Consider the following 19,455-nt stretch of genomic DNA (forward strand, 5'->3'; position numbering starts at 1 on the left):
GGAAGTTATCCACAGCCTCCGGCGTGTCGTGGTCAGACACGCCGGAGATCCGCAACTTCCATTGAAATCGCACTGGACCGGGATGCTGTCAGCCCCTGGTCCACTCGTCGAGGCGGACGTTCAGCTGATCCGCCACGGCGCGCAGGGCGGCGCGGTGGTCTCCCGGGACCGCATGGATGTGGTTGGCGCCGAACTTCGACAGGAACAGCTCTCCCGGCGCGTCCAGCCGTGCGAAGGCGTGCGGCCACTCCGGCGTGGACTGGTCCATCAGCTTCTGGTTGGTCGCGTCGTCGTAGCTCTCGAACTCGCCGAGCATCAGCTGCAGCCGGTACTCGCCGTCCTCGCGGGTCAACCGGCCCAGCGTCATCTGCCCCGGCGCCGCGATGTGCTGCACCGACGCGCCCCCGGCCGGGAAGAAGAACACCTCCGGGTAGAAGTTGACCTTCGCCAGGTTCTCCGCCGGGTCGTCGCTGCGGGCGGCGTACCAGGTGGCGTGCTGGCCGGAGTTGCACAGGTCCCAGATGTCCCGGTCACCGTGGTAGTGCCGCACGTCGGCGAACAGCACCGGGGTGCCGGCCACCGCCTTGAACAGCTGCATCGTCAGCGCGCCGTCCATGTCCGCCTCGGTGGCGCAGACGTGCGGCTCCTTCGGCCCGTTCCAGTCGTACGGGTCGTTCAGGAACGCCTCGGTGACGTCCATCGTCGCGAAGTTCTCGGTCAGCTCCGGCTGCGCCTTGATGCCGGAGAAGTCCAGGTTGCGCTCCGCGATGATGTCCCGAATCGCCAGGTAGGACCGGATCTGCCGCTCCAGCAGCTCCGGCGTCAGCTTCTTGCCGTCGTAGTGCACCCCGGCTGCGTGCTGCTCGATCCACTCGCGCGCTTTCTTGGCCTCGGCGGCGTCCGCCTTCTCGGCGCGCAGGACCAGCTCGTACTGGTCGATCTCCTCAACGTCGATGCCGAACTTGCGCATCCACTGGTCGGTGTTAGCGACTGCGGTGTTCATGCCCATCGGCCGCCCGCCGAACCGGCCGAACGTCGAACCGTGCAGCGACTGCACCGCGGCGGCGGCCTTGGCGTGCACGCCGATCTTCTCGACCAGTTCGGCGTCGTCCGGGGCACCCCAGGCCCGCGTGTGGCGGCGGCCGATCTGGTCCAGCGCACCGCCTGCGGCGAGCATGCCGACGAGCCCCGGTTCGGTCGGGTCGGTGCTGGCCACCAGCACCAGCGGGCTGCGGGTGGCGTCGGCGGCGAGCATGGTGAAGTGCGGGAACGCCCACACCGAGTAGTAGAAGACGGTGACGTCCACGTGCGCCGCGGCCACCTTGCCGGAGACCGAGGTGGCGAGCACGTTGGTGGCGACCAGGTCGTCACCGACCACCACGTCGTGCCCGGCCGCGCGCAGCGACCGGACCAGCGAGTCCTGTTTGGACTGGATGAAGTCCGCGTTCCGGGCGTGGACGTGGTCACGACCGTCGGAAATGCTGACGACACCGATGCGAGCCACAGTTCCTCCCAAGTTCACTGACAGGCGGTGTTGACTGCTGCGGAACCGGTGGTGGGGGCGCGTGGGTGGCGCCGTCCGGTGCGCCACCGGTGAACTCCCTGCGGATCGCCAGACCGGGAAAGCTCGTCACCCAGTTACCGATGAGACCCGTGAGCAATCGTTTACCCGGACGCTATTCTGGCGGGATGCGGACTGTCAAGGCAGGTGGCCCGCCATCACTCCGGTAGAGGGCACGAGGAGGAAACCGTGGCGACGATCAGCGATGTGGCGACCCGCGCCGGGGTGTCCACTGCGACGGTTTCGCGTGCGCTCAACGGCAAGAGCACCGTCGATCCGGTGCTGGCCGCGCGGGTGCTCGCCGCCGCGGCCGCGCTCGGGTACCGGCCCAACGGCCCGGCCCGCAACCTGCGCAAGCAGGAGACCGCGGTGCTGGCCCTGATCATCTCCGATGTGGAGAACCCGTTCTTCACCGCGATCGCCCGCGGCGTCGAGGACGTGGCGCACGCCGCAGGCTATTCGGTGGTTCTGTGCAACTCCGACGACGAGCCGGAAAAGGAGCGCGAGTACATCGACGTCGCCCTGCAGGAACGGGTGGCCGGGGTGCTGCTGTCGCCGACCGGCCGCGGGGACAGCGCCGAACTGCTCAGCCGCAACAGCACGCCGGTGGTGGCGGTGGACCGGCCGCTGCCGAACTCCCCCGGCGACACGGTGCTGGTCGACAGCAGGCTCGCCGCCAAGGAAGCGACGCTGCACCTGGCCGCGCAGGGCTACCAGCGGATCGGCTGCCTCACCGGCCCCAGCGGCGTGCTGACCGCGGACGACCGCCTCGCCGGATACCGCGACGGCCTGCGCGCGGCGAAGCTCCCGGCACCGGCGGGGCTGGCGCGGCGCTCGGAGTTCAAGGCCGCCGGGGCGAAGCAGGCCGCGCGACCGCTGCTGACCCAGGACGACCCGCCGGACGCGGTCCTGGTCGCCAACAGCATGATGGCGGTCGGCGTGCTGGAGACGTGCGCCGAGCTGGGCCTGCGGCCCGGCCGGGACATCGGCGTGGTGGCCTTCGACGACGCGCCCTGGGCGACGCTGCTCGACCCGCCGCTGACGGTCGTCGCCCAGCCCGCCTACGACATGGGCGCGGTGGCCGCCCAGCTGCTGCTGGACCGGATCAGCGGGGAACGCACCGATACGACCACCACCACGCTGTCGGCCCACCTCGTCATCCGAGGCAGCAGCACCCGCCCCTGACGGCGTGAAGCGAACGGCCCGTTCACCTCACTGAGAGCCTGTTGCGTTTTCGGCGAAAACGGCTGAACCGAAGTACCAAATCAGTCTCGATCGCCGCCGTTTGTCCGCCAGTGGCCATCTCAGCCGTGATCGATCGATCACGGTCCGTGGTGGGCGTAATTTTGCAACAGGCTCTTGAACGGCACGAACAGGCCGTTCGCCTCAACCAGACGGAAGAGCGAACGGACCGTTCACCTCACTGAACAGCACGAACAGGCCGTTCGCCTCGCGAGGAGGGGCGAACGGTCCGTTCACTCACGTGGTCGGGATCAGTCGTTGCGCTGGTGCTGGCGGATGACGCCGTCCACCACCTGCTGGATGTCCGACGGCTGCTCGCCGTCGTCCTGCCCGGTGGTGTCCGGGGTGCCCGCCTCCGACGTGCCGGACTCCGACGGGGCGGTCGAGGTCGGCGGGGCGCTGGGCTGGGTTTCCGGCGCCGACGGCGGGGCGCTGGATCGGGTTTCCGGTGGCTGCGGCGGCAGCGGCGGGGCGGTGGACAGCTGACGTCCCTGGACGCGGCCGCCGTACCAGTACGTCGTCGAGCTGTAGATGCCCGGCTCGTCGTTGACCGGCCCGTGTTCGATCCCCGCGCGCAGGCCGGTGCGGAACGGCACCGCGTCGTTGACCATGATCCGGTACGCACCGGTGCAGTCGTACTGGCAGCCGTCGTTGCCGATCTCGTGCGACGGGTTGCCGTTCTGCGGCATCGAGAACGTGTTGCCGTCCCGGAAGTACCACCCTGACTCGTAGAAGTCCTCGGTGCCGGTCCCGTGCCACGCCGGTTCCGCGGACCCGTCGACGTAGAACCGCTCGTCGCCCTCCAGGTAGTTGCGCTGGTTGACCGCAAGGGTCTGGAGGGAGTGCGGCTGGTTGTTGCGCTGCGCCGCGCCCGGTGGGATCAGGCCGCGCATGGTGTGCGTGACGCCGTAGAAGGTGCCCGCGCCCTGGGCGTCCAGGAACTTCCAGTCCTGACCCGGCACGGTTTGCGCCTGGCGGTGGGTGGCGTGGAAGTACCCGGTGTTGCCGTCCACCTGCGCCGGCGCGCTGGTCACCTCGGCGGTCGCACCAGTGATCGGCACCCCGCCGCCGTTGACCACCTCGACCACGGCGTTCTTCGAGAACGGCATCGGCCACCAGGACGTGTACCAGCCGTCGAGACCGGGGTCGACCGAGCTCATCAGGGTGCGCACGTCGTACTCGCCGAGGCCGGTGCCGAAGAACTCGCCGATCGGGGCGTCCACAGTGGTCTGCCCGTCGAAGCTGATGCGGATCCGGGCGGTGGCCAGCAGCTTGTCGGACGCCGCGACCCGGCCGGGGTCGCTGGGGTAGCGGCCGGTGAGCTTGGACCGGGCGAAGACCTGGTTGTCGATGCGGTAGCCGTGCGCGCGCTGTTCGCCGGGGTGCGCCGGACCGAGGTCGAGCACGTCGGTACGCACCCACTCGCCGCCCACCCGGCTGTGCACGTCGTAGCGGAACTCGTTGACGTCCAGGGAGGACGACACGAAGCGGTTGGCGATCTCCACCTGCGACTTCCCGGCGGTCACCGCGGCAGGCGCCTCAATGATCTCCACGCCCCACTGGCCGGGGCGGGCCGGTCCGCTGCGCCACTGGCCGACCGGCCGGCCGTCCACGAAGACGTCGGCGACCTGGTCGGCGATCTGCGCGTCGTGCCGCCGGATCAGCCGGATGCCCTGGTTGTTCGGGTCGACCCGCATGGTGAACCGGCTGCCGCCGGCCTGCCCGTACGCGTAGCCGTCGTCGACCACCTGCGGGCTGGCCGCCACCTGGGGCAGCCGCACCCGGAGCTGGGAGATCTGCTGCGGCCCGGTGAGTTCGGCGATCGTGGCCGAGGCGCCGGGTGCGAGGTCGAAGTCCTGGCGGGTCGGGGTGGCACCGGCGGCGGCGGGCTTCGGGTCGGCGACGCCGAAGCGGTGCAGCCGGTCGAGCACGTCGGTGGCGGGGTCGTTGCGCTTGAAGGCCTGCACGCCGTCCGCGTTGGGGAAGACGCGGTAGTCGACGTGGTAGAAGTACGGGTTGTGCTGCACCGTCACCCGCATCCCCTTGCGGTACGGCATCGGCACCTTGATGGAAACCCCGCCGGCCGCGTCGTCGGCGTTGGCCACCAGCGGCCATGAGAACGGTGCGCCGATCCGCCCGCTGACCACGTCGATCAGCGGCGCGTCCAGCACCACCCGGCCGTCGAGTTCGACCACGATGTTGCCCGTCGCGGTCACATCGCCCCAGGGTTCGCGGGTGGACCAGATGGACGAGATCTCACCGGCACCGTCGTGTTCGGCGATCACGCAACCGCGGTCGCTGATCCGGATGCACGAGTAGGTGCCATGGAACCCGTCGTTGTTCCCACCGGTCCGGTCGTAGCTGGAGAACTGGAACGACTGCTCGTCCCCGCGTAGTTGCGCCATCGCGCCGAGGTTGCGGTAGGTGTCCCAACCGACCGGTCCCCTGGATGCCGTCGGCGGCTGCGCGTTCGCGCGAACGGAGCTGAAACCGGCGTCCGCGACGACGGCGGCGGCCGCCAGCGAAGCGATTCCGAGGTAGGCACCGAGCCGGCGGGCGCGCCGGCGACCATTTCCCGGCGGCGTTGCAGAGCGGTCTCTCATCGTGCTCGCCCCTCTCCGCGCACCACTGTCCGTTGTGGACTGTGGTGGCGCTGTATCCGATGGTGATGCGCGATTGGATGGATTTTCGTCCGGCTCCGGGTGATAGATCACTCGCGCAACGAGCGGAGCGTAAGAAAGAGCTCCCCGGGAAGCCAACCAATAGGAGTGGTGTCTAAGAATCCGCGACGTGAATTCACTCAATAAGATGGTTGCCGGGCCAGCGGGCTCCGACAACCACCATCCAGGTGTATTGGGACTTTTCGCGCCAAACGAAGCGACAGCAACAGAAATGGTCCGGGAACGCAACTATCTACAATAGATGCGAAAACTCATCATTATTTGCATGCATGGGACAGCGAGTGGCCGTGGCCGCTCGAAGCGACCACGACCACTCGCTAAGTGCCGGCGATTCGGTTCAGCCCTGGTTCAACCGGGCGTAGACCTCCGCGGCGTTGTCCTTGGTGACCAGCGCGGTCTCCAGGGTCTGCGTCTTGGGCACCGGCTGGCAGTCGATCAGCAGCTTCTTGGCCGCCTCGACCGCTTCCGCACCGCCGGTCGGGTAGAGGTTGGTGGCCTGCAACCGGCCGTCTTCGACCGCCTTGATGCCGCCGGACGGGATGGGCAGCCCGTCGATGCCGACGAACTTCAGGTCGTTGCGGCCCGCCGCCTGGGCGGCCAGGTAAGCGCCCTCGGCCATCGGGTCGTTCTGCGCGTAGACCGCCTTGATGTCGGGGTTCGCCTTGAGCAGCGCGTCCATCTTCTGCTGGCCGACCGACCGCTCCCACTCGCCGTCGGCGGTGGCCGCGATCTCGATCTTCGAGCCCTGGATGCCTTCCTTGAAGCCCTGTTCCCGCTCCGCGGCCGGCGTCGAGCCGGACAGGCCCTTGATCTGCACGATCTTTCCGCCATCCGGTAGCAGCGCGTTCTTGAAGTACTCGCCGGCCTGCCGACCGATCTGCACGTTGTCCGCGCCGACGTAGGTGGTGAAGGCCTCCCCGTCGACCTTCCGGTCCAGCACCACGACCGGGATTCCCTTGTTGTAAGCCTTCTTCACCACGTCGGTCAGGGGCGCCGCCTCGTTCGGCGAGATCATCATCAGGTCGACCTGCTTGGTCAGGAAGTTCTCCACGTCGCTGATCTGCTTGGAATTGTCCTTGGCCGCGTCGGAGAACTGGACGTCGAACTGCGGCACCTTCTCCGCGGCCTTGCGGATGTCGTCGTCCATCCGGACCCGGTACGGCTCGGCGAGGTTGGCCTGGCTCATGCCGATGGTGTACTTCTCGTTCGGTCCCTTGCAGTTCTTGGTCGGGTCCTGGTTCTGCACCTGCCCGGTGTTCTCGCTGGTCGTACCGCAACCGGCGGCTGCGAAGGCGGCCGTGGCGCACGTGACCGCGATCAAGGACTTCGTCGTCTTGCGCATCGTGCTTCCTCCTGACTGAAGGTTTCAGGACGTGGGACGCAGGCGCTGCAACGCCGCCGCGGCGACGATGACCAGGCCCTTGATCAGGAGTTGCAGGTCGGTGTTGACGCTGTTCAGGCTGAGGATGTTGTTGAGGATGCCGAGCAGCAGGGCGCCGGCGATGGTGCCGATCACCGAGCCCCGGCCCCCGGCCAGGCTGGTGCCGCCGACCACCACCGCGGCGATTCCGTCGAGCTCATAGGCGATTCCGTCGTTCGGGCTCCCCGCGTTCAGCTGACCGGCGTGCACGATGCCCGCCAGCGCGGCGCAGAACCCGGCGATGCCGAAGGCGATGATCTTGACCCGGTTCACCGGCACGCCGGACAACCGCGCGGCCTTCTCGTTGCCTCCGATGGCGTAGAGATGCCGGGAATAGGCGCTGCCGCGCAGGAACAGGATCGCGACGATCGCGACCACGGCGAAGATCAGCGCCGGAATCGGCACCACACCACCGAAAGTCCGCTCCCCGAGCAGGGAGAACAGCATCGGCGCCTGGCCGGGCCCGTCGCCGTAGGAGATCTGCACCGTCTCGCCGCCGGACCACATGCGCGCCAGGCCGCGCGCGATCTGCAACCCGGCCAAGGTGACGATGAAGGCCTGCACGCCGAGCAGCGCGACGGCGGTGCCCTGCAGCAGGCCGAAGGCGATGCCCGCGAGCAGCACCAGCGCGACCGTGGTCCACACGCCGAAGCCGTCCTCGACCATCAGCACGGCCGACCCCACCGCGGCCAACCCGAGCACCGAGCCGACCGACAGGTCGATGCCGCCGATCAGGATCACGAAGGTCAGACCGACCGCGATGATCCCGATCTCCGACACCGCGCGCACGATGTTGAACAGGTTGTCGCTGGTGAGGAACAGGATCTGGCCGTCGTTGCGGGGCGAGAAGATCACCGCCGCCAGGAACACCGTGACCAGCCCGAAGAAGCTCTGGAACCGGAACAGCGTCTCGACGACGTTCGCCCGCTTCGCCGGAGCCGCCACTCCCCCACCGGATTCCGCGGGCCGTTGCTCCGTCTGGTTGCTCACCGCGCACCTCCCCCAGTGCTCTGCCGCCCGGTACCGACCACTGGCCCGGACCCGCCGGCCGCCACGCTCTCGCCCATGGCTGCCGCCAGCAATTCCGCTTCACCGACCTCGGTGGTGTCGAATTCGGCCACGCTGCGCCCGGCGCGCAGCACCACCACGCGGTGGCACACGCCGACCAGTTCGGGCAGTTCCGAGGACGCCAGCAGCACCCCGATGCCGCGCCCGGCGATCTCGCCGAGCAGCTGGTAGATCTCGGACTTCGCGCCGATGTCCACGCCTCGGGTTGGATCGTCCAGCAGCAGCAAACGCGGCTCCGTCAACAACATCCGGCCGAAGACGACCTTCTGCTGGTTGCCGCCGGAGAGGGTGCCCACCGGGTCGAGGATCCGGCCGAGCTTGACCTTGAGCTGCTGCACGCTGCGCTCGGTGGCGGACACCTCGGCGCGGCGGCGCACCAGCCCGGCCACGCCGATCCGGTCCAGCACCGAGAGGACCGTGTTTGCCAGCACCGAATGGTCGAGCACCAGCCCCGAACTCCTGCGGTCCTCCGGCACGAAGGCGATGCCCGCTCGCAGCGCCCGGTGCGGACCCCTCGGCCGCACCGGATGCCCGCCCAGCGACACCTCCCCCTCCCACGTGCCGGCGGACCCCGCCCCGAACAGCGATTCCAGCAGTTCGGTGCGACCTGAGCCGAGCAACCCGCACAGCCCGACGATCTCCCCGCTGCGCACGGTCAGATCGATCCCGTCGGGTTCCCGGCGCCCCACCCGCGGCCGGCGCGGGCGGACAGCGAATCCGGACACGGTCAGCAGCTCGTCGCCGACGGCACCACGCTCGGCCCGGAACATCGTCTGCACCGACCGGCCCACCATCGCCTCCGCGGCCTGCTCCGCGGTCAGCTTCCGGGCGTCGAACTCGGCGACCTTGCGGCCGTTGCGCAGCACGGTGGCGCGGTCGGCGACCTGGCCGATCTCGTCCATCCGGTGCGAGATGTAGACGATCCCGGTGCCGCCGCGGCGCAACTCGGTGATCACCGCGAACAACCGCTCCACCTCGGTGCTGGACAGCGCCGACGTCGGCTCGTCCATGATCAGCACCTTCGCGTCCAGCGACAGGGCGCGGGCGATGGTCACCAGCTGCTGCTCGCCGATGCGCAGCTCGCCGACCGGCCGCAGCGGATCCAGGTCGATTCCGGTGCGCCGCAGCAGTTCTCGGGTGCGCGAGGCCATCTTCCGGCGGTCCACCATGCCGAACCGGTTGCGCAGCTCGCGGCCAAGGTAGAGGTTCTCGGCGACGCTCAGCCCGGGCACGAGGTCCAGCTCCTGGTGGATCATCGCGATCCCGGCGTGCTGCGCGTCGGCCGGCTTGCCGAACTGCACCGGGCGACCCTCGATCGAGATCGACCCGGAGTGATCGACGACGTCCCCGGAGAGCACCTTCATCAGCGTGCTCTTGCCCGCGCCGTTCTCCCCCAGCAACGCGTGCACCTCACCGGCGCGGATCGTCAGGTCCACGCCGTCGCACGCCAGCACACCCCCGTAACGCTTCGTGACGCTGGTCATCTCGACCAGCGGTGGCGCCGTGCTCATAGGACCCCCGTCACGCCGCTTCGAGAATCGTGAGAAAACGATTGCCCGGACGCTAAAATGGTCACGCTACTTGTGTCAAGGTTCACACCCCTGGCCAAGTGACAGGGCATCCATTCGGCTGCAGGAACGTCACACAGCGATCACGCCTTCCGGCCGCAGCAGTAACCCAACGTGCAGTAACCGGCAAGTTCCGGAAGAGGCTCTCGGGCCGGGGTACTGGACCGTTACCGTTGGGACTCGTGACCGCGATCCGCGATAGCCAGAGCGCCCCACCCCCCAGCAACGGCGCCTCCCAGTGGTCGACGCGCTCCGCCTTCGGAGGCAACGGCATGCCGCTCTGGGGAGCCGTGCTGCTGGCTGCCGTCCCGACCGCGATCGGAACAGTCGTCGACATCCTGATCTGGACGCAGCCCGACATCCTGTTCAAGGCCTGCTTCTTCGTCGGGTGTGTGCTGGCCGTGCTGCTGGTCAAACGTCGGAGCGTGTTCGGGCCGATGGTCCAACCGCCGCTCGTGCTCACGATCGTCATGCCGCTGCTGGTGCTGATCACCGGCAGCGGGGTGGCCACCGGTGCTGGGATCACCGCCAAGGCGCTCGCCATCGCTCGACCGCTGATCAGCAGCTTCCCGATCATGGCGGGTGCAACCATCGTCGCCCTGGGCATCGGCCTGGTCCGCATGTTCGTTATCCAGAAGGCCCGGCCCCGCCCCGATATCTCCGACAGCGACGAGGCCACCAAGAAGCGCCGCCGCACCACCCCGCCCCGCAAGACGCCTGCGGAGGACGCCGCCAAGAAGCGGCGACCGGAGGAGCGGGATCGGGAGCGCGGTAGGAAACCCCGCGTCGAACCCGCAGGACGCCCGCAGCGAGCCCAAGCGGAGCGCGGGCGGGCCCAAGCCCCCGGGAGGGCGCGCAGCGGCGACACGCCCAACAAGGCGAGGGGCGACGCGCCCGGCAGGGCGCGCGGAGCAGCCGAGCCGCGGCCGGAGCGAGACGGCCGCGCGGTGCCGCCGCGGCGGGGCTCAGCCCCGCGGCAGGCGCCCGGGCGGCCGCGAGCGGCGGAGCCGCCGCAGGGGGAGCCGCCCCGGCGACCCCGTCGGCCGCGACGGGACGAGCGGTTCGGGTAGGCGCAGCCGGGCTCGACGGGACGGCCGTGAGCGCTTTCAGGCGTTATCGCACCCAGAAGCACTCACGGCCGCTGAGCTGGTCGGCCAGTTGACATGGAGAAGGGGCATCCGCGCGGCGCGGATGCCCCTTTTCCGTCAGTCGCTCAGCGGACGCCCTTGGGCTTGTCCGGGTTGTCGTCGAGGTCCTTGCGGAGCTCCCTCGGCAGCGCGAAGGAGATCTTCTCGTTGGCCGTGGTGACCTCGTCCACCTGGTTCCAGCCGCGCTCGGCGAGGTGGTCCAGCACCTGCAGCACCAGCACGTCCGGCACCGACGCGCCGCTGGTCACACCCACCGTCGTGACGCCGTCCAGCCAGGCCTCGTCGATCTGGTTCGCGTAGTCCACGAGGTGCGCGTCGGACGCGCCCGCCTGCAGCGCGACCTCGACCAGCCGCTTGGAATTCGAGGAGTTCTGCGAGCCGACGACGATCACCAGATCGCATTCCGGTGCCATCGCCTTCACCGCGTACTGCCGGTTGGAGGTCGCGTAGCAGATGTCGTCGCTCGGCGGGGCCTGCAGATCCGGGAAGCGGTCCTTGAGCTGGTCCACCCGCTCCATAGTCTCGTCCACGCTGAGCGTGGTCTGCGACAGCCACACGACCTTGCTCGGGTCGCGAACCTCGACCTTGCCGACGTCCTCCGCCTTGTCGACCAGCTGCACCCGGTCCGGGGCCTCACCGGCGGTGCCCTCCACCTCCTCGTGGCCCTCGTGGCCGATCAGCAGGATGTCGTAGTCCTCGCGGGCGAACCGGTTGACCTCCTTGTGCACCTTGGTGACCAGCGGGCAGGTCGCGTCGATGGTGCGCAGGTTCCGCTGCGCCGCCTCCTCGTGCACCGCCGGGGAGACGCCGTGCGCGGAGAACACCACGAGCGCGCCCTCCGGCACCTCGTCGGTCTCGTCCACGAAGATCACGCCGCGCTCGGACAGCGTGTCCACCACGTGCCGGTTGTGCACGATCTCCTTACGCACGTAGATCGGCGGACCGTAGGTCTCCAGGGCCTTCTCGACGGTGATGACCGCGCGGTCGACACCTGCGCAGTACCCACGCGGCTTGGCCAGCAGGACCCGCTTGGTCGGCCCGGCGTCCTGGTCAACGAGGTCAGTGGCCTCGGGCGAGGTCGTCATGCCCCCAAGGGTACGGACCTGGCCACGCACGCTCAGAACCTGTCGTCGGACTCACTTCGCGTGACGGTGCGACTGGCGGCCCCCTGCGAGAGTTGTGGACGCCGCCCGGACCCGGCCGCTTCACTCAACAAGCAAGCGAACAAGGTCTCCGAGGTCGCTTGCGACCGCGACGTGAAGCGCAACTACGACCTGCGAAAACTGACCTACAACGACCTCCGCGAAGCCGGGATCTCAAAGCCCGTGCCCGCAAGGAAGCGCGGCACGTCAAGAACATCAACCACTGCATCTCGAAGACGATCGTGACCGAGGCCAAGCGCACCGGACGCGGTATTTCCCTGGAAGAACTCAAGGGAATCCGCGACCGGGTACGGCTGGCGTAAGCCTGAACGGGTCACGCTGCACTCCTGGTCGTTCGACCAGCTTGGGCAGTTCATCGTCTACAAGGCCACCATGGCCGGGGTGCCGGTGGTCTACGTCGATCCCGCGTACACATCGCAAATGTGCGCCGAGTGCGGATACACGGACAAGAACAACCGCGTGTCGCACGGGTCTTTCACTTGCCGGTCGTGCGGCCACGCTCAGCACGCCGACCGCAACGCTTCCCGCAACATCGCCCAGCGGGGCAATGCTGTGTGGAACGCGGGGCGTGAGTCACGCGTCCCGGTCGGCGCATAGCCGATCAAGATGCGGCAGCCTCAGCTAGCCGCAAGCCCGGCCCCTCAGGGCCGAGAAGTTGACATCACAGTCGTGCGGCGGGGCGATGGCTTCGACGGCCGGAGTGCGGCAGGCTGGGGGCCATGTCATCGTTCCCCCTGCCGGTGCGGGTCGCCGCCGGACTCGCGGCCACCGCCGTCGAGCAGGCGCGCCAGCTCCCGGCCACCCTGCTCGGCCTGCCGGTCACCGTGGCCAGCCAGGCGTTGCAGGCGTCGATGCGGATCCAGCAGCAGATCACCGAGTTGGCGATCAAGGGCGACGAGGCCCTCGCCGGGCTGCGCACCCCGGAGGAGCAGCCCGCCTGGGCGACCTTCGACGAGGACGAGCCGACCGAGCCCGAGGTGCTGTCCGAGGACCTGACGGTGCTGTCGGACTACGATCATCTGACGCTGCCGCAGCTGCGGGGCAGGCTCCGCTCGTTCACCGAGGCCGAACTGGCCGAACTGCTCGCCCACGAGCAGCAGCACGGTCGGCGCCCGGAGTTCCTCCGGATGCTGCAGAACCGCCTGGACCGCCTGCGGCACCAGTGACCCCAGACGACATCCGCAGTTTCAATTGAGACTGCCGTCCCGAGATCCTGGTGAGCAGTTTCAATTGAGACTGCGGACCGGACCGGGGCCGTGAAGCACCGAGGAGTGACCGCTGAGTTCTCCGACCAGCCCCGAGGAGCCCTGGCCGGTACGGACCGTCGCACGCAAGATCGCCGACTGGATCAACCGGCTGGGCACTATCTGGGTGGAAGGGCAGATCACCCAGATCTCCCTGCGCCCCGGCGCGGCCACCGCGTTCCTGACGCTGCGCGACCCGTCCGCCGACGTATCGCTGACGCTCACCTGCGCCGCCGCGATGCTGCGCAAGATGGAGCCGCCGCTGACCGACGGCAGCCGGGTCGTGGTGCACGGCAAGCCGACGTTCTTCGTCGGCCGGGGCACGCTGAGCCTGCGGGTCGACGAGATCCGCGCGGTCGGCATCGGCGAACTGCTGGCGCGCATCGAACGGCTCCGCCAGCTGCTGAAGGCCGAAGGCCTGTTCGACCCGGCGCGCAAGCGGCCGCTGCCGTTCCTGCCGAACCGGGTCGGGCTGATCACCGGCCGCGCCTCGGCCGCCGAGCACGACGTGCTGACCAACGCGCAGCTGCGCTGGCCTGCGGTGCAGTTCGAGGTCCGCAACGTCGCCGTGCAGGGTTCGACCGCGGTGCCGCAGATCCTGACGGCCCTGCAGGAACTGGACCGGATGCCCGAGGTCGACGTGATCGTGCTGGCGCGCGGCGGCGGCAGCGTCGAGGACCTGCTGCCGTTCTCCGACGAGGCGTTGTGCCGCGCGGTCTCCGCCTGCCGGACGCCGGTGGTCAGCGCCATCGGGCACGAGCCGGACTCACCGCTGGTCGACCACGTCGCCGACGTGCGCTGCTCAACCCCGACAGGTGCCGGCAAGCGGGTGGTTCCCGATGTGGCGGAGGAGACGCAGCGGATCCACCAGCTGCGCGACCGCGCCCGCCGCGCGCTGCACGGCTGGGTCGACCGCGAGCGCCGGCTGCTCGACGCGCTGCGCAGCCGACCGGTGCTGGCCGACCCGTTCGGGCCGCTGGAACGGCGCGCCGAGCAGGTCGGGCAACTGCGGGACCGCGCCCGCCGCGCGGTGACCACCGCGTTGAACACCGAACGACACGCATTGACCGCCACTCGATCTCGCTTGACGACCTTGGGGCCAGCGGCCACCCTGGCACGTGGATACGCAATCGTGCAGCGAGTCGAGGACGGCGTGGACGGCGTCCTCCGGTCGGTCGACGAGGCGCCGCCGGGAACTCGTTTGCGGGTCCGGGTCGTTGACGGTGCGATCCAGGCAGTCGTACCGGACCGAGCAGGTTGAACAGGACAAGAACGTGCACCCGAAGCAGGAACCATCGTTCCTCCCCCTGACCGTTGGCGTCGCGCAGTCGGCGGCCACCGGTTCAGCACTGCTGCGGGAACGGGTCGGCGAGGTGCGCCGCTGCGCCGAGGCGGCCGATTCCGCTGCGGCCGGATGCTGGGCCGCGCTGCTGGGCGGATGCCAATCCGCCGAGCGCAGGGACCTGCCGTCCCGGCTGCGCGCGCTCGTCGAGGCCACTTCCGGGTACGTGGGGGCCGGGTGGTGGGCGGTCTCCCCGCATCGACGTAGGGTCGCGGAGGCGCAGTTGCGCATCAACGACGCGGTGCGCGAAGGCGATGGTGCCGAGTTCGCCGAGGCGTTCGTCGGCTACGACCAGGCGATCGCCACTGCGGTGGTGTCCGTGCAGAGCAACGTGGAGAGTCCGACCCCGTGACCGCGAACGAGCAGCAGGACGAGCACTTCGACCCGGTGGCAGAGCACCCCGAGGTCGCCGAGCTCGGCTACGAGCAGGCCCGCGACCAGCTGGCCGAGGTGGTCAAGCAGTTGGAGGCCGGCGGGCTTTCCCTGGAGGACTCGCTGGCGCTGTGGGAGCGCGGCGAGGCCCTGGCGGCGGTCTGCGAGCGGCACCTCGCGGGCGCCCGCGAGCGCGTCGAGCGCGCCCTCGCCGCCGTCGAGCAGGACTGACCCGCCGACTACACCCCGCGCCCTCCCGGTGCACAGTTTCCATTGAAACGTCAGACCCTGGATGCATCACGGGGGAACAGTTTCAATTTGGAACTGCGACCGGTCAGGTGCCGGGTGGGGCGGCGATGGCGGCTTCGGCGAGGGTTCGGAATTCGGCCTCATCGGAGTTGCCGGTGATCAGCAGCCGGACTCCGTCGCGTTCCGCCACCCAGGCCTGCTCGCCGCGCACGCTGTCGTAGACCACCCACTGCCGCCCCGCGGCGTCGACGGTGCCCCGGGCGTGCGGCGCCTGCCGCGTCTCGCTCTCGACCAGCTCGTCCTCGGCTGCCGTCGACTGCGCCCACCGCAGGTACCGTCCCCCGCCGGTCAACCACCCCACGCGCACGACCTGCGCGTGGGAGGCGAGCGTGGTCACGTTCGCCGTGTTGGCCCGCCAGTTCGCCGGCAGGCTCGGCTCGATGACCGGGAAGTCCACCCTCGCGGCCGCCCGCTTCAGCTCGGCCGGAACGTCAACGGTCGGCACCGGGCCGCCCTGGATCGACGGACCACCGGGGTTGAACGAGCACTGCCCCGCCATCCCGGCGATCCCGAATGCCACCAGGACCATCGGCAGGAGGGCGAACACCATCGCCGACACGGTCCGGGGCGGACGGGTCGCCGGGGGCTGCTGGTTGCGGGGTTCGGCCACGACGCCCATGCTCTCACCGCCAGGCCAGGGGCCCGCCGGGCGGTGAGAGCAGGAGTGGGCTGCCCCACGGGAGAGCTCCGGCAGACTCGCCGGTCTGCGAAGATCGGGGGCAACGAGCCTGAGCGCGGGCCTGCATCCCGCCGGTCTCGGGCAGTGCAACCTGAAGAACGCTCACCACCGGGAGGCGCGATGAGCACCGAACGACACCGCGAAGCACCGGACCGCAACCTGGCGATGGAACTGGTCCGCGTGACCGAGGCCGCGGCGATGGCCGCCGGCCGCTGGGTCGGCCGCGGCGACAAGAACGCCGGCGACGGAGCCGCCGTGGATGCAATGCGCAAGCTCATCGGGACCGTGTCGATGCGGGGCATCGTGGTCATCGGCGAGGGCGAGAAGGACGAAGCCCCGATGCTCTACAACGGGGAGCAGGTCGGCAACGGCGAAGGCCCGGAGTGCGACGTCGCGGTCGACCCGATCGACGGGACCACGCTGCTCAGCAAGGGCATGCCGAACGCGCTGGCGGTGCTGGCGGTGTCCGAGCGCGGCACCATGTTCGACCCGTCCGCGGTGTTCTACATGGAGAAGATGGCCGTCGGCCCGGAGGCCGCCGGGGTCGTGGACCTCAGCGCCCCGATCGCGGAGAACGTCCGCCGGGTCGCCAAGGCCAAGCACATAGACGTCTCCGACGTCACGGTGTGCATCCTGGACCGCCCGCGGCACGAGCAGATCGTCAAGGACGTCCGCGCGGCGGGCGCGCGCATCCAGTTCATCTCCGACGGCGACGTCGCCGGGGCGATCGCGGCGGCGCGGCCGGACAGCGGCGTCGACATGCTGCTGGGCATCGGCGGCACCCCGGAGGGCATCATCGCCGCGTGCGCGTTGAAGTGCCTCGGCGGCGAGATCCAGGCGCGGCTGTGGCCGCGCGACGACGCCGAGCGGGCGAAGCTGCGCGACGCAGGGCACGACGCGAACCAGGTGCTGACCACTTCGGACCTGGTGCGCGGCGACAACATGTTCTTCTGCGCCACCGGGATCACCGACGGCGCGCTGCTCAAGGGCGTGCACTACCGCGCAAACCGGTGCACCACGCAGTCGATCGTGATGCGCTCAAAGTCCGGCACGGTCCGGGTGATCGAGGCCCAGCACAAGCTGTCGAAGCTGCGCGAATACGCCGATGTGGACTTCGGCGAGAACGACACCGCGCCGCACGGCCTGCTGCCCTGACCGGAGCGGTTCGACCGGGATATTTGCGAAATACTGGCCCATTGACCCGTTCGATGCCGTTTTCCGAGCGGTGACCTGCTGATTCGTAGCGGGTCACCGCCGCGCACTGCGTGCAGGGGCACCCCCGATCAAGATCGCCGCCGACTCGGGCGCGGCGGGCACCGCGACCGGATCACCGGCTGGGGCCAGACCTGCGCCACCGGCCCGTCGATCTACGCGGACTGGGTCAACCAGAACACCGGCGGCTGAACCCCTGCCGGGTGACCGGTGGGCGTCCTCCGGCAGCACTGGCAGTCACCGGGGACGCCTCCGCGGAAGCCGGTTCTGGGCGGTTTCAGGGCGGTTCCGCCGACCAAACCACCCGACCCGGCGACCAGGATCAGCCGGGCACGGCGCGATTTCCCGAAACCGCGCCGGGCCGGCTGATTCGTCAGCTCATGTTCGAGGAGTGGCCGGGGAACAGGTGTGCGTCCGGGTTGAGCGCCACGGCGATGTTGTTGACCGCCGTCGCCGCCTCGCCGAACCCGGTGGCGATCAGCTTGACCTTGCCCGGATAGGCCGCGACGTCCCCCGCCGCGTACACCCGCGGCCGGCTGGTCCGCATCGTGCTGTCCACCAGGATCGCGCGCTTCTCCAGGTCCAGGCCCCACTTCTCGATCGGCCCCAGATCGGCGGTGAACCCGAGCGCGGCCACCACCGTCTGTGCCGGCAGCACCCGCCGCTGCTCGCCGCCGAGCTCGATCTCCACCTCGCGTACCCCGGTCTCGTCGCCGCGGATCTCCACGACCTCGGCCGGGGTGATCAGCGGAACGCCCAGGTCTTCGACCTTGCTGACCAGTCCCGGGTGCGCGCGGAACCGGGTGCGGCGGTGCACCAGGGTCACGCTGCGGGCCACCGGGTGCAGCGCCAGCGCCCAGTCGAACGCGGAGTCGCCGCCGCCGACGACCACCACGTCGTGTCCACTGTGCACGGCCAGTTCCGGGATGAAATGCACGACGCCGCGGCCGACCCAGTCGCCACCGGCGGGCAGCGGCCGCGGGGTGAACTCGCCGATCCCGGCGGTGACCAGCACCGCGTCGGCCCGGACCGCGCCGCCGCCGACCTCGACGAGCAGCCCGCTATCCACATCGGACAGTTCGATGGCGGGCCTGCCGAGCAGGTAGGCGGGGTCGTACTGACCGGCCTGCTTCACCAGCGCGGCAACCAGATCGCGGCCGCGGACCTCGGGGAACCCGGCCACGTCAAAGATCATCTTCTCCGGGTACATCGCGGTCACCTGGCCGCCGGGCTCGGGCAGCGCGTCGACCACCGCCACGGACATCCCGCGGAATCCCGCGTAGTAGGCGGCGAACAAACCGGTCGGACCCGCGCCCACGATCAGCAGATCGACCTTATGCGACACCGCGGTCATGCCCACCACCTCGTCGTCGACCGTGTGGACACACCCAGGCTAGCGGGACAGGTCCGCGATGTCCGCATCATCGGCGCGCGCTGCGCCAGAACGCTGAATTCGCCGCCGCAGTTGGCGGTACCCGTCCAAGCTCCGCCCGCTTACGTTCACCGGAAAGGTGATCACGTCGGGGAGGATTTCGTGAAGAGGACATCCATGCTGCTCGGGGCCGTCGCGGCCGCAGCGCTGAGCATGGGGACGCTGCCCGCGACCGCGAACGCGGTCGACAACCCGGGCGCACTGATCGTCGGCGGGCACGCCGCCACCGAGCAGTACGACTGGATGGCATCGCTGCAGCGTTCCGGGAACCACAGCTGCGGGGCTTCCCTGATCGACCAGCAGTGGGTGCTCACCGCCGCGCACTGCGTCCAGGACGCCGCGCCGACCGACCTCGGCCTGCGGATCGGCAGCCCGGACCACACCACCGGCGGCACCGAGGCCGGTGTGTCCGAGATCGTGGTGCACCCGGACTACGCCGCCAAGAACCCCAACGGCGACATCGCGCTGCTGAAGCTGGACCACGCGGTGTCGGAGACGCCCGTCGAGATCGCCGACGCCTCCGGGGAGGCCGGCACCCCGTCGCGGATCATCGGCTGGGGCCTGACCTGCCCGGTCCGCGGCTGCGGTGAACCGCCCGCGCAGCTGCAGGAGCTGGAGACCAAGTTGGTCCCCGCCGGCCAGTGCTCGCTGGGGTTGATCGACGGCGCGACCGAGATCTGCACCGGCAGCAACGAGCTGCTGGCCAACGCGTGCTTCGGCGACTCGGGCGGCCCGCAGCTGGAGGGCCAGCCGGGCGACTGGAAGCTGACCGGCGTCACCAGCCGCCTCGGCAGCCTGATCCCGGTCTGCGGCACAGCTCCGTCGATCTACACCGACGCAACGGCCTACAAGGACTGGATCAACGCCAACATCGGCTGATCTTTTCCGCGTGCGGAGCGCCCGTTGCCAAGTTGCTTGGCTGCCAAGTTGCTTGGCAAAGGGCGCCCTCGCGCTTCACCCGCCGGTGATCGCCGGGGGTGCGAGATCGGGCATCTTCATCGGTCCAGTCCGGAC

At 69.6% G+C, this 19,455-nt stretch carries 18 protein-coding genes; 10 read left to right on the forward strand and 8 right to left on the reverse strand.

Annotation, left to right across the window (positions count from 1 at the left end; all coding sequences use genetic code 11):
* Nucleotides 1-88 precede the first annotated feature (88 nt).
* Complete coding sequence (locus DL519_RS25710; protein WP_190818567.1) at nucleotides 89-1,504, reverse strand: L-fucose/L-arabinose isomerase family protein; 1,416 nt, start codon at nucleotides 1,502-1,504, stop codon at nucleotides 89-91.
* A gap of 246 nt (nucleotides 1,505-1,750) precedes the next feature.
* Here DL519_RS25710 and DL519_RS25715 point away from each other — a divergent pair, with 246 nt between their 5' ends.
* Nucleotides 1,751-2,746 carry a LacI family DNA-binding transcriptional regulator gene (locus tag DL519_RS25715; protein ID WP_190818569.1) on the forward strand — a complete coding sequence of 332 codons (996 nt, stop codon included), beginning with the start codon at nucleotides 1,751-1,753 and terminating at the stop codon, nucleotides 2,744-2,746.
* Nucleotides 2,747-3,054: 308 nt separating this feature from the next.
* Here the strand turns inward: DL519_RS25715 and DL519_RS25720 are convergent, their stop codons facing one another.
* From DL519_RS25720 to DL519_RS25735, 4 genes are all read right to left on the reverse strand, one after another.
* The gene (locus DL519_RS25720; RefSeq protein ID WP_190818571.1) at nucleotides 3,055-5,406 is read right to left on the reverse strand and encodes a glycoside hydrolase family 172 protein; all 2,352 of its coding nucleotides are present in this window, start codon (nucleotides 5,404-5,406) and stop codon (nucleotides 3,055-3,057) included.
* 415 nt (nucleotides 5,407-5,821) lie between these two features.
* On the reverse strand, nucleotides 5,822-6,826 hold the full coding sequence (locus tag DL519_RS25725; RefSeq protein ID WP_190818572.1) for a substrate-binding domain-containing protein: 1,005 nt from the start codon (nucleotides 6,824-6,826) through the stop codon (nucleotides 5,822-5,824).
* Nucleotides 6,827-6,850: 24 nt separating this feature from the next.
* Nucleotides 6,851-7,894, reverse strand: coding sequence for an ABC transporter permease (locus DL519_RS25730; RefSeq protein WP_190818574.1), 1,044 nt, complete (start codon nucleotides 7,892-7,894; stop codon nucleotides 6,851-6,853).
* Nucleotides 7,891-9,483 (reverse strand): sugar ABC transporter ATP-binding protein, encoded by a 1,593-nt coding sequence (locus DL519_RS25735; protein ID WP_190818576.1) that lies wholly within the window; start codon nucleotides 9,481-9,483, stop codon nucleotides 7,891-7,893. The genes DL519_RS25730 and DL519_RS25735 overlap by 4 nt, the downstream gene beginning before the upstream one ends.
* A gap of 329 nt (nucleotides 9,484-9,812) precedes the next feature.
* Here DL519_RS25735 and DL519_RS25740 point away from each other — a divergent pair, with 329 nt between their 5' ends.
* On the forward strand, nucleotides 9,813-10,610 hold the full coding sequence (locus tag DL519_RS25740; protein ID WP_190818578.1) for a DUF6542 domain-containing protein: 798 nt from the start codon (nucleotides 9,813-9,815) through the stop codon (nucleotides 10,608-10,610).
* Between the two features lie 143 nt (nucleotides 10,611-10,753).
* On the opposite strand, the gene DL519_RS25745 is transcribed toward DL519_RS25740, so the two are convergent.
* Nucleotides 10,754-11,773, reverse strand: coding sequence for a 4-hydroxy-3-methylbut-2-enyl diphosphate reductase (locus tag DL519_RS25745; protein WP_190818580.1), 1,020 nt, complete (start codon nucleotides 11,771-11,773; stop codon nucleotides 10,754-10,756).
* 158 nt (nucleotides 11,774-11,931) lie between these two features.
* Here DL519_RS25745 and DL519_RS47205 point away from each other — a divergent pair, with 158 nt between their 5' ends.
* The 6 genes from DL519_RS47205 to DL519_RS25770 all read left to right on the forward strand — a co-directional run bounded on the left by DL519_RS47205 (nucleotide 11,932) and on the right by DL519_RS25770 (nucleotide 15,040).
* The gene (locus DL519_RS47205) at nucleotides 11,932-12,153 is read left to right on the forward strand and encodes a hypothetical protein (protein WP_223839548.1); all 222 of its coding nucleotides are present in this window, start codon (nucleotides 11,932-11,934) and stop codon (nucleotides 12,151-12,153) included.
* Between the two features lie 16 nt (nucleotides 12,154-12,169).
* Complete coding sequence (locus DL519_RS50370) at nucleotides 12,170-12,448, forward strand: zinc ribbon domain-containing protein (protein WP_223840356.1); 279 nt, start codon at nucleotides 12,170-12,172, stop codon at nucleotides 12,446-12,448.
* Between the two features lie 122 nt (nucleotides 12,449-12,570).
* On the forward strand, nucleotides 12,571-13,017 hold the full coding sequence (locus DL519_RS25755) for a lipid droplet-associated protein (protein ID WP_190818581.1): 447 nt from the start codon (nucleotides 12,571-12,573) through the stop codon (nucleotides 13,015-13,017).
* A 112-nt stretch (nucleotides 13,018-13,129) separates the two neighbouring features.
* Complete coding sequence (xseA, locus tag DL519_RS25760; RefSeq protein WP_190824221.1) at nucleotides 13,130-14,356, forward strand: exodeoxyribonuclease VII large subunit; 1,227 nt, start codon at nucleotides 13,130-13,132, stop codon at nucleotides 14,354-14,356.
* Nucleotides 14,357-14,369: 13 nt separating this feature from the next.
* Nucleotides 14,370-14,789, forward strand: a complete 420-nt coding sequence (locus tag DL519_RS25765) for a hypothetical protein (RefSeq protein ID WP_223839549.1) — start codon at nucleotides 14,370-14,372, stop codon at nucleotides 14,787-14,789.
* A 35-nt stretch (nucleotides 14,790-14,824) separates the two neighbouring features.
* Complete coding sequence (locus DL519_RS25770) at nucleotides 14,825-15,040, forward strand: exodeoxyribonuclease VII small subunit (protein ID WP_029535186.1); 216 nt, start codon at nucleotides 14,825-14,827, stop codon at nucleotides 15,038-15,040.
* Nucleotides 15,041-15,143: 103 nt separating this feature from the next.
* Here the strand turns inward: DL519_RS25770 and DL519_RS25775 are convergent, their stop codons facing one another.
* On the reverse strand, nucleotides 15,144-15,737 hold the full coding sequence (locus DL519_RS25775) for a DUF4245 domain-containing protein (RefSeq protein WP_190818585.1): 594 nt from the start codon (nucleotides 15,735-15,737) through the stop codon (nucleotides 15,144-15,146).
* A gap of 180 nt (nucleotides 15,738-15,917) precedes the next feature.
* Here DL519_RS25775 and glpX point away from each other — a divergent pair, with 180 nt between their 5' ends.
* Entirely contained in the window at nucleotides 15,918-16,952 is a 1,035-nt protein-coding gene (gene glpX / locus DL519_RS25780) for a class II fructose-bisphosphatase (protein ID WP_190818587.1), read from the forward strand.
* Nucleotides 16,953-17,382: 430 nt separating this feature from the next.
* Here the strand turns inward: glpX and DL519_RS25785 are convergent, their stop codons facing one another.
* Nucleotides 17,383-18,363 (reverse strand): NAD(P)/FAD-dependent oxidoreductase, encoded by a 981-nt coding sequence (locus DL519_RS25785; protein WP_190818589.1) that lies wholly within the window; start codon nucleotides 18,361-18,363, stop codon nucleotides 17,383-17,385.
* Nucleotides 18,364-18,558: 195 nt separating this feature from the next.
* Here DL519_RS25785 and DL519_RS25790 point away from each other — a divergent pair, with 195 nt between their 5' ends.
* Nucleotides 18,559-19,320, forward strand: a complete 762-nt coding sequence (locus DL519_RS25790) for a S1 family peptidase (protein ID WP_190824222.1) — start codon at nucleotides 18,559-18,561, stop codon at nucleotides 19,318-19,320.
* Nucleotides 19,321-19,455: the final 135 nt, after the last annotated feature.

Origin of the sequence: Saccharopolyspora pogona (assembly GCF_014697215.1) — a bacterium.
GTDB classification, from domain to species: Bacteria; Actinomycetota; Actinomycetes; order Mycobacteriales; family Pseudonocardiaceae; genus Saccharopolyspora; species Saccharopolyspora hattusasensis.

Coding starts and splice junctions, on each gene's coding strand:
- DL519_RS25720 (WP_190818571.1), bottom strand. CDS start 5,406: ATGAGAGACCGCTCTGCAACGCCGCCGGGAAATGGTCGCCGGCGCGCC.
- DL519_RS25725 (WP_190818572.1), bottom strand. CDS start 6,826: ATGCGCAAGACGACGAAGTCCTTGATCGCGGTCACGTGCGCCACGGCC.
- DL519_RS25735 (WP_190818576.1), bottom strand. CDS start 9,483: ATGAGCACGGCGCCACCGCTGGTCGAGATGACCAGCGTCACGAAGCGT.
- DL519_RS25740 (WP_190818578.1), top strand. CDS start 9,813: ATGCCGCTCTGGGGAGCCGTGCTGCTGGCTGCCGTCCCGACCGCGATC.
- DL519_RS25745 (WP_190818580.1), bottom strand. CDS start 11,773: ATGACGACCTCGCCCGAGGCCACTGACCTCGTTGACCAGGACGCCGGG.
- DL519_RS25755 (WP_190818581.1), top strand. CDS start 12,571: ATGTCATCGTTCCCCCTGCCGGTGCGGGTCGCCGCCGGACTCGCGGCC.
- DL519_RS25775 (WP_190818585.1), bottom strand. CDS start 15,737: ATGGGCGTCGTGGCCGAACCCCGCAACCAGCAGCCCCCGGCGACCCGT.
- glpX (WP_190818587.1), top strand. CDS start 15,918: ATGAGCACCGAACGACACCGCGAAGCACCGGACCGCAACCTGGCGATG.
- DL519_RS25785 (WP_190818589.1), bottom strand. CDS start 18,363: ATGACCGCGGTGTCGCATAAGGTCGATCTGCTGATCGTGGGCGCGGGT.
- DL519_RS25790 (WP_190824222.1), top strand. CDS start 18,559: ATGCTGCTCGGGGCCGTCGCGGCCGCAGCGCTGAGCATGGGGACGCTG.